We start from the raw sequence: 15599 nt of genomic DNA, 5'->3' as shown, positions 1-15599 counted from the left end.
TTTATGGTTTATCAGTTGGACTGCTCAGGTGGCGTGTAACCATCGATCTGAACATCTTTACCTTCAAACAAAAAGGAGACCATCTCTTGCTCAATCACTTTACGATGTTCTGGATTCATCATATTTAATTTTTGTTCATTGATAAGCATGGTTTGCTTAGCCATCCACTGCTGCCAAGCCGGTTTTGAAATTTCTTGGAAAATACGTTTACCAATCTCACCTGGATAAAGTTGAAAGTCTTGGCCTTCAGCATCTTGTTTCAAAAATGTGCAAAAAATTGTACGGCTCATAGGTCAATCCTGTTAATTATTATGCTCTATGGCGAGTTCGTAGCTTAACTCGTTCAAAATACGTTGTACCGGTGCGGCTAATCCTACCGATTGCGGCTGGGTTAAGTTATACCAGAGAGTAACAGATTCCTCCATTAAAGCCGTCATCGTCGACAGTTCTATTCGCACCGGAATTATCTGTAAATGGAAGTGGCTGAAGGTATGTTTAAAGCTATTCAACTGTTGTTGCTTTGCTTTGATACCACGCTGCAATAACCACTCTTCCATCTCGAGACGATCAGAAAACTGTGGGAAGCTATATAATCCCCCCCAAATCCCTAAACTAGGGCGTTTTTCCAATAAAACCTGTTCGTCTAGCTGTAATAACAATAGCCAAGCTTCGCGAGTTGGGAGATCTTTTTTTGTTTTTTTTCCTGGATAATCTTGCCAATTGTGCTGAGCATGGGCGATACAGCCCTCATTGAGCGGGCAGAGTTCGCATTTGGGACGGGAACGCGTACAAACCATTGCGCCCAGATCCATCATTGCTTGGTTAAAGGCCGCTACTTCCTGTTGCGGGGTTACCGCCTCACTCAGCGCCCATAATTTATTTTCGACGTCACGCTGTCCCGGCCACCCTTCGACAGCAAAATAACGGGCAAGCACTCGCTTAACGTTGCCGTCGAGGATAGCGTGATGTTGGCCCAGTGAAAGGGAAAGTATGGCGCCGGCAGTTGAGCGCCCTACTCCAGGTAAAGCCACCACCTGTTCAAAGGTTTCTGGAAATTGACCTTGATGTTCACTCATCACCTGACAGGCAGCTTTGTGAAGATTACGAGCCCGCGCGTAGTAACCTAACCCCGTCCATAAATGCAGCACATGGTCAATCGGTGCGGCACTCAGCTCGGCGACCGATGGAAATTGCGCCATAAAACGTTCAAAATAGGGAATGACCGTTGTCACTTGGGTCTGCTGAAGCATCACCTCAGACAACCATACCTTATAAGGCGTTTTTTCTTGCTGCCAAGGCAGCGTTTTACGGCCGAACTGGTGATACCATGTTAGGACTTGGTGAGCAAAAGCTGACGATTCGCTGATAGTTAACATCGTTAGTACAGAATTCGTGAAGAGAGATGGATAAATTGCAGCATAGACCTAGCATTAAGTAAACCACTGCTTGGTAAAGGCTTGCTAATCATGCTTAACTTTGCATAATCCCCGTTTAAAATTGAAACATTTGTAGGCTTATTATGATTAATGACGTCATTACACCAGAATTTGATGAAGAAGGGCGTCCATTACGCCGGATAAGAAGTTTTGTTCGACGCCAAGGCCGTCTAACCAAAGGCCAGCAGCACGCAATTGATGAACTGTGGCCAATCAATGGGATTGAATACAGTGCTGAGCCAATGGACTTTGTGCAGGTGTTTGGTCGTGAAGCGCCACTAGTGTTAGAAATCGGTTTTGGTATGGGGGCATCCTTAGTTGAAATGGCTAAAGCCAATCCCCATCAGAATTTTTTGGGCATCGAGGTACATGCCCCTGGAGTCGGTGCTTGTTTAGCCAGCGCTGATGAAGCAGGTGTGACAAATCTACGCGTAATGTGCCACGATGCCGTAGAAGTATTGGAAAATATGATTCCAGATAATTCATTACGTCTCGCTCAACTTTTTTTTCCAGACCCTTGGCATAAGGCTCGCCATAACAAACGACGTATTGTGCAAATCCCGTTTGCTGAGCTGATCTTAAGTAAATTAAAATTGGGTGGCGTTTTTCACATGGCCACTGACTGGGAAAACTATGCCGAGCATATGCTGGAAGTCATGCAATCTATTCCTGGTTATGTCAACCAATCGCCGCAAGGACAATATGTTCCTCGGCCAGATTCACGTCCACTCACCAAGTTCGAACAACGGGGTCACCGTTTAGGACATGGCGTGTGGGATTTAATGTTTGAGAGGGTTAAATAATGGCTGTTAACCGTAGTCGCCGCTTGCGTAAAAAACTGCATCTTGACGAGTTCCAAGAATTTGGATTTTCTGTCGCATGGTCGTTTCCTGCAGGAACCGACACCGCCACCATCGATAAGACTGTCGATGACTTTATCAGTGAAGTCATTGAGCCTCAAGGGCTAGCCTATGATGGAAGTGGCTACCTTCAATGGGAAGGTTTAGTCTGTTTACAAAAAACCGGTAAATGTACTGACGAACACCGAACCGTTGTCAGTCAATGGCTCTCAGCAAAAGGCTTAGAAAACATCCAAGTTACGGAACTGTTTGATGTTTGGTGGGACTAAGTCAGTATAATTTCCAAACGGATAATAGGTTAGCTATTATCCGTTAATCCCTCCCCCCTTCTGGAGAAACTCCATGCTACGCAAAGTTCTACTCGCTACGCTACTTGTTTCAGCCGTACAAGCACATGCCGCTTATCAATGTGACTCGATTCCCAAAGATGATATTACGCTATCTACTCAAAGCGTAGCTATTGTGGGAAGCGATGGCACCATGGTGATTAGCCCTAATGGAGACATTACCTTTAATGGTAAAGCGCTTCAGCCCTCTGCTGCAGTACGCCAACAAGCAATAAATTACCAAGCCGCTGTGCGTAAAGATATGCCGTGGATTAATCAAGGTGCACATCAACGTCTCGATCAAGCGAAAACTGCATTAGATCGTATCATTACCGAAAAATTAGGCGCGGAAAGTGGGATCCATCAACGCTTAGATAACTTAAACTCCCAACTAAAATTACAGTTTGCGCGAGTGCTATCACAGAAAAATGATGTGATGACCTATCACCACAGTGCTATCGATAGCGTTCATCAAGATAGCGAAAAACTAGTACAAAATGCGATGGGTGGTGTACTACAAGATAGCCTGAATGAAATGGGGAATATGAAGAACCTCAGTAGTAACGGTAACCCATTACAAGCTTTAGTCGGTAATTTAGGTGGCTTACAACAAGCCGTCCAGCAAGAATGGAAACAGCACGAAGACGATTTCCAACAATTTGGCCAACAAGTTTGCCAGCGCGTGACTCAACTCGAAGCGCAGCGTATCGCACTTTACAAATCCATAAAATAAAAAGAGTGGGGCCATCTCGGCCCCTTCTTACTTCAGTCTTTGGGAGAAAAGTGATGACCTTTAACGCTCTCTGGCTTACTGACCCTAAAATCGATAAAGTTTCCGCTAAGTTATCCTCGGTAAACGAAGCTAGCCTCTCTCCTCTTCCTGTTACGCTTCGCGTCCTTTACTCCTCTCTTAATTATAAAGATGCCTTAGCTCTGTGCGCTAAAGCGCCAGTAATACGTCAGTTTCCGCTTATTCCTGGAATCGATATGATAGGTGAAGTGATTGCCAGTGAATCATTACAGTGGCCAATAGGGAAACTCGCCGTCGTCACTGGTTGGGGAATTGGCGAACAGTATCATGGAGGCCTCGCTGAAAAATTCTCTGCGAAAACTGAATGGTTGACGGTGCTACCTGAAGAAATATCCCCTTTAGATGCGGCGTTGATTGGAACCGCTGGTCTGACTGCTATGCTTGCCGTGTTGCAGCTAGAGCAACAAGGGATCACCCCCGAAAAAGGACCGATTGCTGTCAGTGGTGCGAGCGGTGGGGTTGGTAGTTTTAGCACATGGATTTTAGCGCAACTTGGTTACGAGGTTATCGCCGTCAGCGGTGACCGCCATGCCGAAGAGTACCTAGTTGAGTCGTTAGGTGCTCATTCAATTATCCCTAGAAGTGAACTCTCCGAATCGGGAAAAAAATTACAAGCAGAACGATGGGCGGGCGCAATTGATTGTGTGGGAAGCCATACCCTCGCTAACCTACTTGCGGCGACACAGCGCAGTGGTTGCGTGGTCGCCTGTGGAATGGCTCAGGGGCTAGAGCTTAATACCAGCGTGGCCCCCTTCATTCTGCGTAATATCCGCTTGATAGGTATCGACAGTGTGTATTGCGAAACCGCGCAGCGTAATGCTGCATGGCAACGCTTCGCGGTGTTATTAAGTCGCTCCCCACTTCCGATTCCCTTTCAAACCATTACGCTGGAACAAGCTATCGAATTTGCCGACCTTTTACTTAAAGGAGAGGTTCGTGGACGGATTGTAGTGCAAACCAACGTTTAATTAATCTTTAGCATGCCAATAGGCAACTGCTCTGACTAATTCTGGTGAACAATCTCGCTGCTCAATAAAGTGGTCACTGAGTTGCTTCACCGCTTTTCCTTCCCCAGTCAACCATATGAAGTGGTCATCAGATGGGAAATGTAAAGGATTGCTAAGGCTTATACATTGTTCGATGCCTGTAGAGTCCATCTTACTATTTTCTAGGCAATGTAACGTGTAATCAGCAAGTAACGCCCCTAAGTACTCTTCAACGACCTGACGCTTAGCAAAGGCGATCAGTAAAACGTTGTCTGCCTTAAGAGTGCTTAACCGCCGTTTCATCGCTGGTAGGCCAGTTTCGTCAAAAATATAAAGTTGCTGGGAATAGTCATTAGGAATAATTAACGAGCCCCGCGGGCCACCAATGGTTAGCAAATCCCCTACATTAACCTTCTCTGCCCAATCACTCGCAACACCTTGTTCATGCCGATAAAAATCAATGACAAGGGAGCTCTTACCATCAAACTCAAGCGGAGTATAGTCTCGTGATTCTGGTCGCTGATTATCTGGCCATACAATTCCCTCATCTGTAACGGTTGGCACGACTGGCGCCGTTGCACTGTTCTCGGGGAAAAAGAGTTTGATATGATCATCACACCCTGGGGAGTTAAACCCTTTTAATGCTTCAGATTGGAAAGTGATACGCCAGAATTGCTCTGCGACTAATTGTTTATTACTCACGGTGAGTGTGCGAAATGCTAACTCGTTTCGAACACGATGCGGTGCCGGTTTACCAGAAGTAAGCGTTTTAGTCATAAGTTCTCCTTGATAAGAATTCCCCAGAGTCTACCTTTGGGCCTTAAACTTTGATAGTAATAATTCTTATTATCATGTTACGACTCTTATCATTCCTTACAGTACCCCTTTCTCGATACCTTAAGTTAAGTAGTAGGACTTGACCGAAATCTTCACTTACACTCGTAAAACCAGCTGCTATAGGAGCTGTCTGGACGACATTGTCTATACTTAATCGATACGTCCACTATTGAATGTCCATGTGTTGAGGGGGAAATCTCCATGTCGCAACAATCTAAAGAAAAGCTCTTGAATAGTGAAAATGACTATGAGAATTCTCAAGACGTTGAGTTAACTGATTTTGATGATGAGCATGAGCCAGAACCTGAAAACATAGCAGGCATGCCATCTGCCGATGCTCTCACTCCATCTGATCGCTATTTAGAGCTATTTGAAGATGTTCAAAATCAGCATATTTTCGAAGATAGCAAAACTTTTGCCGACTGTGCGCCGAAGTTCGATCCTGTTGATATTCTGATTCTATATCGTAAGTTATCGCGTCGCAGCCAAGATTTTTCACTGCGTGAATTTATAAAAGATAACTTCCATTTACCAGAAGAAGTTCATAATTACGCACACGACGAAGCAGAGAAACGAACGCTAAGTCAGCACATTGATGCTCTTTGGCCAGTGATGATAAGACATCCGCAAAGTCATCATCCCAACACTTCCTTGTTGCCTCTACCGAAACCTTACATTGTACCCGGCGGACGTTTTACCGAAGTCTACTATTGGGATTCCTACTTTACGATGTTGGGGTTGGCCGAAAGTGGCAAAAAGGATTTACTCAAGAATATGGCTGATAACTTTGCATGGCTAATCGAGAAATATGGTCATATTCCTAACGGAAACAGAACTTATTATCTTAGCCGTTCACAACCCCCAGTCTTCGCATTGATGGTGGAGTTATGTGAGGAAGCAAATATCCCTAATAGCGAGCAATATTTACCCTACCTTGTCTCTGAACATCACTATTGGATGGATGGTTCCGGATCGCTTAATCCTAATCAAGCTTTTCGCCATGTCGTGAAAATGCCTGATGGTTCTATGCTTAATCGCTATTGGGATGATCGTGATACACCGCGTGATGAATCGTGGCGTGAAGATATCGAAACCGCTGCTTCTTCTAATCGGCCGTCAAAAGAAGTTTTTCGCGACTTAAGAGCAGGCGCAGCATCGGGATGGGATTACTCATCTCGTTGGTTGAGAGACCCAATGAGGCTAGCAAGTATCCGCACGACACAATATATACCGATCGATCTCAATGCATTTCTTTATAAATTAGAGCGCACAATCTCAACGATAGCTAAAAAAAATGGTGAGGAGATTACCGCTCATGTGTGGGCGAAAAAAGCTGAAGAGCGCCTAGTTACGATAAATCATTGGCTGTGGGACGCTGAGAGTGGCGTGTTTCGCGATTATGATTGGCGGAGATCACAGTTTGGTCTCTTCAGTGCTGCCACCTCCGTGGCCCTATTTACCGAAGTCGCAACCCCCCTACAAGCTGAGCGTATTGCTAAACAGATTGAAGCGCAACTGCTAGCACCTGGCGGCTTGATTGCCACAACTATCGCTAGTGGCGAACAATGGGATAAACCCAATGCTTGGGCGCCCTTGCAATGGATGGCCATTCAAGGTTTAAAAAAATATGGTCATGAAAAACTCGCCCAGGAAATTGCTGTTCGTTGGCTCAGAACGGTGAGTAAACTTTTTAAAGAAAAACACAAACTCGTCGAAAAATATGATGTGGTAGACGAAAACAATGTTTCAGGGGGCGGGGGCGAATACCCGCTACAAGATGGCTTCGGTTGGACAAATGGGGTAACCCAATGCCTTCTAACTGAATATGGACATCTTATAGAGGAATGAAAAAGGCCTCCGTTTGGAGGCCTTTAAAGAAAATCTATTAGTTGGTGCTATCACTAATTGATTTTTTTGCACTCGCTGCAGCATCTTTAGTTTTCTGCCAAGCGCTGCTAGCACCTTGTTTTGTGCTATCTACACCTTTAGAAGTGGCTTCTTTAGTTTTGTTCCAACCTTCTTGGGTGCCTTCTTTGGTTTTATTCCAACCTTTAGTGGCTTCCTCTTTGGTTTTGTTCCAACCGTGTTGTGCACTCTCTTTCGCCTTAGTCGTATTGCTGTTGTCACCTTGCAAGCGATGTTTAGCTTTATCAACGTTTTCGTTCAAACGATTTTTAGATTCTGTAGTCGTTTCTGAAGCACGGTCTTGAGCTTTCTGTGAAGTCTCAGACGCACGGTTTTGAAGTTGCTGGGTTTTTTCTTGCAGTTGCTCAGAGGCCGTTGGCGTGGTGTCAGCAAATGCGTGGGAAGCCAAAAGTGTCATTGAAATTGCAGCAGCAGTTAATGTCTTTTTCATTTTGATCAATCCTTGTAAGTTGTATTGCCTGTTAAAAACATAGCAACGAGCGTGGAAACTAACAAGTAATTATAACTAAAACGGATTTTTCTGATGAAGTTAACCTTACCTTTAACAGTATAGGCTGCATACTCAACTTTTTATTTTTCGCTTAGCAAAACAGGAAATCCGAAATTACCATTGTTATTAATAATAAACCAACCATAAGAATTTAACGTAATAAAATAAATATAAAGTAACATTCTTATTTTAAGATTTTTTTAAATTTGTATATGGAAGAGAAAGAGAAAGCCTGACATAATCATTGAGACATAATTAACATCTAAAAGGATAAATAACAGACAAATAATAATCACTCTATACTAATTACTGAACATACACTTAACTTTAACCGTAATGATTATGGTGTTATATGAATAACAAGGAATACGTTCGTTCTATAGCTATCATTGATACGTGCAATTTCACTAATATTGCAATTGAATCAGTTTGCCAGCAAATCTCCACCAATATAGTAGTATTACGTTTTCATTCTGTAGAAGCTCTTATCCAATCCCCTAAGCGGTCCCATATCGACCTTGTCTTCTATGATACATTAACAACTAACAATATTATTATTGATCCAGAAATAGATATAAGAAAAATCAGGGAAAATATTAGTGGGGTGAAAATATGTATTTTTTCCATACTACATCAATTTATGTCAATTAAAAGCGCAGACTATGAAATTGATAAAAGAATATCTTTAGAAGATTTTAATTTCTTTACCCGTATACTTTGCCAAAATGATGGGGAACGTTGCAAGAGGAATTATAGTGTTATTTTTTATGACAGAATGAATTTATCTAAAGAGCAGGTTACACTATTACGAGGATACTTATTAAACTTAAATACAAAGAACATTGCCGACATATTAAAATGCAACCTAAGGAAAGTATATTTTTACCGCGAAGGAACCTTGCGTAAAGGAAAGCTTAGAGAAAATTTCTATAAAGACATCGGTAGATTGATCAACCCTTAATGCGCTAAAGGCTACGTTGTAAGAAAAGCGGAGCCTTTAGCGTTTTAACTTAGGATTTCTCAGCGTGGTCCTTTAATGAACCAACGAAGAGAATTACTGTATAGCTGAGGGGATTTTATTATTTTCCCCTCTTCAACAAGTTGAAGAAGCAAACTTCTTGTAACGTAAATGCTCGAATCACATTTATCGGAGATGTCACGCGTTTTAGGCCATAATTCTAAATCGGGTAGCTGTCCGCGTTTAATTTCTTTACTGTAATGCTTATCACATAAATCAGAAACTACCTTCAATACTTCATCCTTTTTACTCACTCAAAATCTCCATTATTGATAACTTATAATCTTATTATGTAGTTCTTCACTCTTCTCGCTATATTTTCTTCGAAAAAAATACAAAAATAATAGCTAATAACCCATGAAAAAAGTAAAGATATAAATAATAGATTAAACCTTGTAGCAAAAATTTTAAAAACCTCACCTCCATATATTACTTTCGAAATTTCAATGACTGTAAACATAATAGCCATATGTAATAAATAAATTGAATAAGATATCCTCGAAGTTAAAGCCAAAGCTTGAGGGACTTTTTTACCATCTACCTCAAAAATCTTTATGCTATAAATAAATAGAAATAAAGCAGGAAGGAACATAATCCCCACATGTAAATCATCTGAGATAAAAACTGTTTTTATCTCAAATAAAACCAAGAAAAAAACAAAAAATACCCCAACATTAAAAAAAACACTTCTAACTTTACTTACTAGGTGTAATACCTTCTTATAGTGATAAGAGATAAGATAACCGGAGATAAATTCAAGAATGATAGGATTTGTAGCAAAGCTAAACCATAATAGCACTTGCTGCGCTAAATCATCATTTATAATTAAAAAAACACACCTAACAAGAAAAATAAAAACAATTATGGCAATTATAACTATTTGTCTAGATTTACTTATGAGTATACTAAAACTAACCACTATGTAAAAAAAAACTCGTAATTCAACGTCCAGCCCACCTCTACCACGGGTGAACCGTATGAAGGGCCGGTCTGTGAAGATTGAGGGAAAAAGCAGAGACTTTTAATCACTGACCAAAGGCTTAAATTTTCAAACCCACGAAAATAATAAACTGAGACGTAAAGTAGTGTGACGATAAGATACGCTGGATAGATACGGGCCAATCTCTGCAAAAAGTATTTTATAGCGTTAAAAGGTGATGCACCTAATTTTTTAGTAGTATGACAAGCTAAGAACCCACTAATAATAAAAAATATATCGACACCTATATAGCCTCTACGCAAAAAGGTCGTTTCCAAAGGATGAACAAACCAACTATAATGATAAAGCACCACTAAAATTACAGAAATCCCCCGTAGGGCGGTGATTGATGCTAAGTTACTTTTATCATAAATAATCATATTCGCCTCAAATTAATAGAGGGTTACCCCTCTATCAACTAATCAGAAAGTAAAATTAAATCCCGCAGAATAATATACGTCGGAAATTTCCTTTTTTATCTTAGGAACATCTGCGGTGATAAAAGCTTGAATACTATTATTAATGTCAAATATTGTCCCTAATTTAACATTAATAGTAGAACTATCTGCAAGATTGGTTTTAGAAGTAAAACTTGTTGCGGTGTTTTTTAACCCTCCATTGATGAGTGTTTCTTTTTTATAAATGGGATGAATATAGTTTATTTCAAAGAAAGGTTTTACAGGCTTATTTTTCCAGGCAAATCGCCAACCAGTAGAGAGGTAGCTATCAGCAAAACGGTGACGACTGAACTGCATCGCACTGCTGCTTGAAGATTTTTCGACAAACCCATTAACTTTACCCTTTCTATAGAGCACAGAGAGAGCTGGCCCATGAAGTAACTGTTCGCCAAGAGTGAAATCATAACCGCCATTTATTGAACCACTTAAATGATTCCCTTTTGACCCCCCTCGTTCTTTTCTCGTGGCCTTGCCTAAAGCAATGGTACGCGTTATATCGTTGAATTTCACATCACCAACGCTGACTTGTGTCGAAAACCAACTCTTGCCTAATAGTAATTGACCGTATAATGACATCATTCTGTCTGTATAATGAGTCTGCAATTGTGGCCCTAAACGAACTGAAGTTTTACTCCCCATACTCAGCGCTCCGCCCACCGATAAATAATCATTGGCTTCAATAATGACTCCTAAATTACTGCGGCCCATCGACTGCTTTGATGACGAGCCTATCGTGATCAAATTATCTTGATATCCCCCGAACATATGGTATTTGCTGTTTTTCAACCTATTTTGCCGGAAGAACGCTAATTGAGACATTAAAAAACTGTGTTGGCCTAGCATCAAACTTTGCATAGGCTTTTCAAGCTGAGTGATCAGTAGAGGTGCACTGAGTAGAGAGGATATATATTGTGCAATAATTTTATGTGCTTCAGGACTAGGATGAAACCAATCGGAAAAGAGATAAGTTTGGTCATCATGCCATGATGGATGTGACGAATTACAGAACGGCGCCCCTACACCAATTTGGCATATCGGTACTAAAATGTTGTCGAAGCCATAAGTTAACGGATCATCAATCATTTCTTGAAATAAATTATAACTATCTACATAAGCAATATTGCCTTTTAGGTTGGCAAGACTGGATTCTAAATCGTAGTTAAATTGTTGAGTTAAACGATTCTCGAGTGAAAGTAGAGTACGGTAGACGTTTGCAACCAGGGTTTCAGGTAAGTTTAACCCATAGTTACTAAGAACATTATGTAAAGAGGTAATAATAGCTTTTTGTCTGAGTTCTTCTCCATAGACATTACCCTGTTGGCGTAATGCGTCATCTTGAATCTTATACAAGCTGGGTAGATCTAAAATATTTCCCCCCAACAGCATTTGTGAAAAACCAAATAGTGCGGTGGCTGTCCAAGGGCTTAGTCCTGCATTGGGGAGGTTAGGAACGACAACTAAGCCTGCTCCCCTTTCTAGTAGTGTACCCACCTGATTGGCAACAAGGCGTGGGGCATCTGATAGAAGATAATGATCACCTTCACTGAAAAGTGCATTAAATTTTAACTTTAGTAAACTCATCTCAACATCAGCCGTGATATCGTTGGCACCAGCCCAAAAAATATACAAGTTATTTTTATTGGCTTTACCCTCATTAATACTTAAATACTCATTGAGTTGTTTCTCGGTCTTATGAATAAGAAGAGGAGTGTTACTCGCTGTCGCACCAGAGGTTGAATAATTGGTTCCTCCCGCTGAACTTACTTCTAACTTTTTACCAGTAAAATCTAAAGCGATAATTTCATTATAGAGGAGAGAGTCATCACCAGAAATATATCTCGTTCTTGAACCAAAGAAATCCAAATTACCACCATCGCTTAAGCTATCTCCAAAGCTCACCACGTTTTCAAAAGCAAAAGAAGTCGGAGAGAAACAAGACAAAAAAACCAGTAAATGAATTGATTTTTTCATTTAACATCCTTGATTAATAATAATTTTCCCATAATGTTGAAGACAGCAAAAAAGATCGTAACTATTATATTTACTACATTATCTTTGATACACGTCCACTTGAACCCTTTCCAATAGAGCTTCATTAATACAAGCCGAGAGATGAAAACTATCCTCTACACTGCTTTTCTTAAGAATTACTGATGTGGCTAATTTAAAAAACAAACTTGCCCTGTTGAAAAAGAAAAGATATTCCAACACATCATTACTTTTCGAGTGACTTTCGACGACTTCAATAATTGAATGATTATTGTCCCTTTTTATGTATGAAATGTTCGATTCTGATGCACCAAAGCTAACTACCCCCAAACCACTCCCTTTCATCCTGAAATATCCAATTAGTTTATCTAATTCATTTTCCAAACACTGTTCTATATTACATATAACTATTTCCTCATCGTCCTGCCAGTATTCACTAGCTAATAAACAGGTACAAATATCGTGAGGTGGTGCTTCAACTACTTTTATCAACCTAACATTTTCATCTAATGAATCCCATAAATTATCCAGTGCACTATTCTTCGATAAGATAATCAAAATCTCAACGCCATGTTTTATTGACTCGCTACATTGCTGAAGCGATTGCAACATTGTCGAGGTATCAATTTCCTGTAACGATTTTAGTAGTAAACTATGTTGGTCTAGATTATGAGGTTCTTTCCCACACATAGGAATGATTATCTTCAATATTATCTCCCTTCTAAATATGATATTTTATCTACCACGTTTAGATAATTGACTTCTTGAATATTGTTAACAATTAGCAAGTGCGCGCCACTGGCTTCCGCCGCTCTAATTCCGTTCTCATTATCCTCTACAATTAAACACTCATCGGGAGATAATTTTAGTTTCTCAATAGCCTTTACATAAATATCAGGAAAAGGTTTACTCCTTTGTACATCTTGATTTGAAAGAATAAAATCGAAATACCGAATAATGTTAGCTTTCGATAACATTGTTTGTACGGTTCTTCTGACAGAATTGGAAGCAACTGCTAGTTTATAACCTTCACAAGATAAACGTGATAGTAGATATTCATGTTGAAATTTTGGATAGCAGTGGGTTTCTACAATTTCTAATGTATACTTCTGTTTTAATTGTTCGATGAAATCGAAAATTTTTACTGGAAGATTTTTTTCTTTATTTAAGATAGCTAGCTTCTCTCTAGTAGGTAGACCATCAAACCGCATAAGATGTTGTTGATAATCAATCTGCATCCCAAATAATTTCAATGATCTATTCAAAGCATGAAAGTGCCACTCTTTAGCATCAATCAGAACACCATCCATATCAAAAATTACAGCCTTTATTTTATTTTTCATAAAAATACTCAAACACTTTTTCAATTTTATCGGTACAGATTAACAACCGATCGGATCCATAATACTCTACAGGCAGCGACTTAATCTCTTTCCACATTTCTGATTCATCTTTCCGATGCAGTTCTGGCGATACTATACAGACCTTTTTACCTGATTCTAGGTAATCAATTACCTCATCTGAGCAAAATACATTAGAATTGAAACTATCTAGCCAAATCCCTTTCGCATAAAAGAAAAGCTCGTTATCGGCTTCGTACTCGCTCCGTCTCATAAATACATTCATATCCTCTTCAAAATATTTAATTGTATCCGGAATTGACATATCGAAACAAAAGTAGTTACTTATTTTATAGAATCTTAAAAATTCGTTTATTTTTTTTGCCAAACCATCTGATTTAATATTAAGAGCCAAGGGTAATTGATTATCATATTTAACAAAAAGTTCTAAAAAAGCTTCGAATCTTATTGATTCGCCGGTAGGAATATCATGGCTTATCACAATATCGCCACAATAATCCCTTAAATCAGTTTCAGTGCCATAGCCTTGAGAAAAAGATCGTTTGAAAGCTATCAAAGTATTTTTTTCTACCGAGTTCAGCCAATAGCCACGGTGCGATATCGATATCATCACTTTAACTCCGTTTACATTTAGACCCTGCTTTTCAAATTCATTAAAATCCTTCTTATGAATCTATATCTTAGCGGTAGATACAAGAAAAATAGAATCCATTTTATAGATATAATTTGAAAATCAAACCAAAAGCTGTAAGGGCTTGTTCTATGATTATTATGGAATTCATTAATTCTCACCCAGTCACTATAATAATAAATAGAACCATCCCCTTTATTTTTGTATTTATAACCATATTTTGGCCAAAAAAAACCTAATTGTTGGCAACTTAATGGAATAAAATTGTTAATATAATACTTCTCAGAAATAAATGTGATCTCCTTTGACTTTTCTTTATTTCCTTTATAATTGAAGGTAGTATTCATTTTCTTTATATAACTCACCCATAGATATTGTTCTGGAACTAGAGACATTAGACTGAAGATAGATCTATTAAAAATAACATCGAAAATACTCTCGTCTGCTAACGGTACATCGAAGTAACTTAGCACATCATCTTTTCTGCCTAACAACATTATATCCCCAGGGTGAAAATCGAAAGGGCGATATGAACGACTATGTCTTGCAAAGAGATTACAATTTATAATTCTTTCACTGAACAAAGAAAATTCCCTATCTCTATTATATTTAGATCCTATTAACTCCCTTTTAAGAAAAAAACTCTTCAAATTATCATTAATAAAAAAACTATCAGTTCTCAATTTTGCCACGTATGCACGACTAGCAGCTTCAACACCATTTTTAGTTGAAACTATCATTCGATTGATATTAGTTACCCACTTGTAGCTACCATCCCTGAAAATTAGTGGCCCAGGATCTTTATTAAAGATAACTTTTACACCTATTTCTTTTAGTTTTTGGATTATTCTTTTCTCTTCATCTAATCCCAGTGACCAAGTAGAGAGTATAATTTCCGATCGGGGGTATATAACCCTTACTTTTTTAATATTAGATAATGTATCATCATTTCTATCATCAAAAAAACACCTTGAAAGACAAAAGATACTTGATACATCATTCAACCATTTTTTTCATTAATTTTTGAAAACTATCACTTATCTTTATTACGTAGTTTGTGATTGTAAATCCTATAAACCTCATCGAAAGACATTTAATTAAAGAAATGTTTTGCCCACATCCTGATTTTTTTTCATAATGCGTATTCAAATAAAAAAAATTCGTTAACTCGTTTCTATATTCTTGGTTTTTATCCGATACGATTATTATTGTCGTATCATAATATTTTCTATTCAGAATCATCATTTTTATTAGTGTTATCAAGTGTTCTCTATAAATATCATAAGTCTTATCATTATGAACTTTAACAAAGATAATATGACGTGAAGTCTCTAAATCTAAATTAAAGTTTTTTACATCCTCTAAGTTAAATCCTATTTTAGATATTACTACATCGCTTTTTTCTTTTTTATATAAAAAATCGATTTGTTTACAGTTAGTCCATAAACCATATTCTTCTTCAGTAATCCCTTTTATCTCTATATCCATTAT

18 protein-coding genes are annotated in these 15599 nt (G+C 38.9%); 6 read left to right on the top strand and 12 right to left on the bottom strand.

Features of this window, described 5'->3' with window-relative positions:
* Positions 1-11: 11 nt before the first annotated feature.
* Together QJR74_RS02940 and mutY are read right to left on the bottom strand one after the other, a co-directional pair.
* Complete coding sequence (locus tag QJR74_RS02940; RefSeq protein WP_304373119.1) at positions 12-290, bottom strand: oxidative damage protection protein; 279 nt, start codon at positions 288-290, stop codon at positions 12-14.
* 12 nt (positions 291-302) lie between these two features.
* A complete protein-coding gene (mutY, locus tag QJR74_RS02935; RefSeq protein WP_304373950.1) occupies positions 303-1367 on the bottom strand; it encodes an A/G-specific adenine glycosylase in 1065 nt (354 codons plus the stop codon).
* 152 nt (positions 1368-1519) lie between these two features.
* Here mutY and trmB point away from each other — a divergent pair, with 152 nt between their 5' ends.
* The 4 genes from trmB to QJR74_RS02915 all read left to right on the top strand — a co-directional run bounded on the left by trmB (position 1520) and on the right by QJR74_RS02915 (position 4401).
* Positions 1520-2239 (top strand): tRNA (guanosine(46)-N7)-methyltransferase TrmB, encoded by a 720-nt coding sequence (gene trmB / locus QJR74_RS02930; protein WP_304373118.1) that lies wholly within the window; start codon positions 1520-1522, stop codon positions 2237-2239.
* A complete protein-coding gene (locus tag QJR74_RS02925; RefSeq protein WP_304373117.1) occupies positions 2239-2565 on the top strand; it encodes a YggL family protein in 327 nt (108 codons plus the stop codon). The genes trmB and QJR74_RS02925 overlap by 1 nt, the downstream gene beginning before the upstream one ends.
* 73 nt (positions 2566-2638) lie before the next feature.
* A complete protein-coding gene (locus QJR74_RS02920) occupies positions 2639-3355 on the top strand; it encodes a DUF2884 family protein (protein WP_304373116.1) in 717 nt (238 codons plus the stop codon).
* A 53-nt stretch (positions 3356-3408) separates the two neighbouring features.
* On the top strand, positions 3409-4401 hold the full coding sequence (locus QJR74_RS02915; RefSeq protein ID WP_304373115.1) for an MDR family oxidoreductase: 993 nt from the start codon (positions 3409-3411) through the stop codon (positions 4399-4401).
* Here the strand turns inward: QJR74_RS02915 and QJR74_RS02910 are convergent, their stop codons facing one another.
* Complete coding sequence (locus QJR74_RS02910; protein WP_304373114.1) at positions 4402-5196, bottom strand: siderophore-interacting protein; 795 nt, start codon at positions 5194-5196, stop codon at positions 4402-4404.
* Positions 5197-5457: 261 nt separating this feature from the next.
* Between QJR74_RS02910 and treF the strand changes: the two genes are divergently transcribed.
* Positions 5458-7104: an alpha,alpha-trehalase TreF gene (gene treF, locus QJR74_RS02905; protein ID WP_304373113.1), complete on the top strand. Its 1647-nt coding sequence runs from the start codon at positions 5458-5460 to the stop codon at positions 7102-7104.
* Between the two features lie 37 nt (positions 7105-7141).
* On the opposite strand, the gene QJR74_RS02900 is transcribed toward treF, so the two are convergent.
* Complete coding sequence (locus QJR74_RS02900) at positions 7142-7612, bottom strand: hypothetical protein (RefSeq protein WP_304373112.1); 471 nt, start codon at positions 7610-7612, stop codon at positions 7142-7144.
* 412 nt (positions 7613-8024) lie between these two features.
* On the opposite strand from QJR74_RS02900, the gene QJR74_RS02895 reads away from it, so the two are divergent.
* Positions 8025-8633 carry a hypothetical protein gene (locus QJR74_RS02895; protein ID WP_304373111.1) on the top strand — a complete coding sequence of 203 codons (609 nt, stop codon included), beginning with the start codon at positions 8025-8027 and terminating at the stop codon, positions 8631-8633.
* Positions 8634-8692: 59 nt separating this feature from the next.
* Here the strand turns inward: QJR74_RS02895 and QJR74_RS02890 are convergent, their stop codons facing one another.
* The 8 genes from QJR74_RS02890 to QJR74_RS02855 form a co-directional block, all read right to left on the bottom strand.
* Positions 8693-8944, bottom strand: a complete 252-nt coding sequence (locus tag QJR74_RS02890) for a FaeA/PapI family transcriptional regulator (RefSeq protein ID WP_304373110.1) — start codon at positions 8942-8944, stop codon at positions 8693-8695.
* A gap of 664 nt (positions 8945-9608) precedes the next feature.
* A complete protein-coding gene (locus tag QJR74_RS02885; RefSeq protein WP_304373109.1) occupies positions 9609-10049 on the bottom strand; it encodes an acyltransferase family protein in 441 nt (146 codons plus the stop codon).
* Between the two features lie 42 nt (positions 10050-10091).
* Entirely contained in the window at positions 10092-12098 is a 2007-nt protein-coding gene (locus tag QJR74_RS02880) for an autotransporter domain-containing protein (protein WP_304373108.1), read from the bottom strand.
* A 78-nt stretch (positions 12099-12176) separates the two neighbouring features.
* Entirely contained in the window at positions 12177-12824 is a 648-nt protein-coding gene (locus QJR74_RS02875; protein ID WP_304373107.1) for a hypothetical protein, read from the bottom strand.
* A gap of 2 nt (positions 12825-12826) precedes the next feature.
* Positions 12827-13459 (bottom strand): HAD family hydrolase, encoded by a 633-nt coding sequence (locus QJR74_RS02870; RefSeq protein WP_304373106.1) that lies wholly within the window; start codon positions 13457-13459, stop codon positions 12827-12829.
* A complete protein-coding gene (locus QJR74_RS02865; RefSeq protein WP_441007642.1) occupies positions 13449-14087 on the bottom strand; it encodes a hypothetical protein in 639 nt (212 codons plus the stop codon). The genes QJR74_RS02870 and QJR74_RS02865 overlap by 11 nt, the downstream gene beginning before the upstream one ends.
* A gap of 20 nt (positions 14088-14107) precedes the next feature.
* A complete protein-coding gene (locus QJR74_RS02860) occupies positions 14108-15112 on the bottom strand; it encodes a WavE lipopolysaccharide synthesis family protein (RefSeq protein WP_304373104.1) in 1005 nt (334 codons plus the stop codon).
* On the bottom strand, positions 15105-15596 hold the full coding sequence (locus tag QJR74_RS02855) for a hypothetical protein (protein ID WP_304373103.1): 492 nt from the start codon (positions 15594-15596) through the stop codon (positions 15105-15107). Before QJR74_RS02855 ends, QJR74_RS02860 begins: the two co-directional genes overlap by 8 nt.
* Positions 15597-15599: the final 3 nt, after the last annotated feature.

This window comes from Tatumella ptyseos, assembly GCF_030552895.1.
In the GTDB taxonomy this organism is placed as follows: Bacteria; Pseudomonadota; Gammaproteobacteria; order Enterobacterales; family Enterobacteriaceae; genus Rosenbergiella; species Rosenbergiella ptyseos_A.
This window is presented reverse-complemented; position numbering and strand designations above follow the sequence as displayed.

Coding starts and splice junctions, on each gene's coding strand:
- QJR74_RS02940 (WP_304373119.1), bottom strand. CDS start 290: ATGAGCCGTACAATTTTTTGCACATTTTTGAAACAAGATGCTGAAGGC.
- trmB (WP_304373118.1), top strand. CDS start 1,520: ATGATTAATGACGTCATTACACCAGAATTTGATGAAGAAGGGCGTCCA.
- QJR74_RS02925 (WP_304373117.1), top strand. CDS start 2,239: ATGGCTGTTAACCGTAGTCGCCGCTTGCGTAAAAAACTGCATCTTGAC.
- QJR74_RS02920 (WP_304373116.1), top strand. CDS start 2,639: ATGCTACGCAAAGTTCTACTCGCTACGCTACTTGTTTCAGCCGTACAA.
- QJR74_RS02915 (WP_304373115.1), top strand. CDS start 3,409: ATGACCTTTAACGCTCTCTGGCTTACTGACCCTAAAATCGATAAAGTT.
- QJR74_RS02910 (WP_304373114.1), bottom strand. CDS start 5,196: ATGACTAAAACGCTTACTTCTGGTAAACCGGCACCGCATCGTGTTCGA.
- treF (WP_304373113.1), top strand. CDS start 5,458: ATGTCGCAACAATCTAAAGAAAAGCTCTTGAATAGTGAAAATGACTAT.
- QJR74_RS02900 (WP_304373112.1), bottom strand. CDS start 7,612: ATGAAAAAGACATTAACTGCTGCTGCAATTTCAATGACACTTTTGGCT.
- QJR74_RS02895 (WP_304373111.1), top strand. CDS start 8,025: ATGAATAACAAGGAATACGTTCGTTCTATAGCTATCATTGATACGTGC.
- QJR74_RS02885 (WP_304373109.1), bottom strand. CDS start 10,049: ATGATTATTTATGATAAAAGTAACTTAGCATCAATCACCGCCCTACGG.
- QJR74_RS02880 (WP_304373108.1), bottom strand. CDS start 12,098: ATGAAAAAATCAATTCATTTACTGGTTTTTTTGTCTTGTTTCTCTCCG.
- QJR74_RS02870 (WP_304373106.1), bottom strand. CDS start 13,459: ATGAAAAATAAAATAAAGGCTGTAATTTTTGATATGGATGGTGTTCTG.
- QJR74_RS02865 (WP_441007642.1), bottom strand. CDS start 14,087: ATGATATCGATATCGCACCGTGGCTATTGGCTGAACTCGGTAGAAAAA.
- QJR74_RS02855 (WP_304373103.1), bottom strand. CDS start 15,596: ATGGATATAGAGATAAAAGGGATTACTGAAGAAGAATATGGTTTATGG.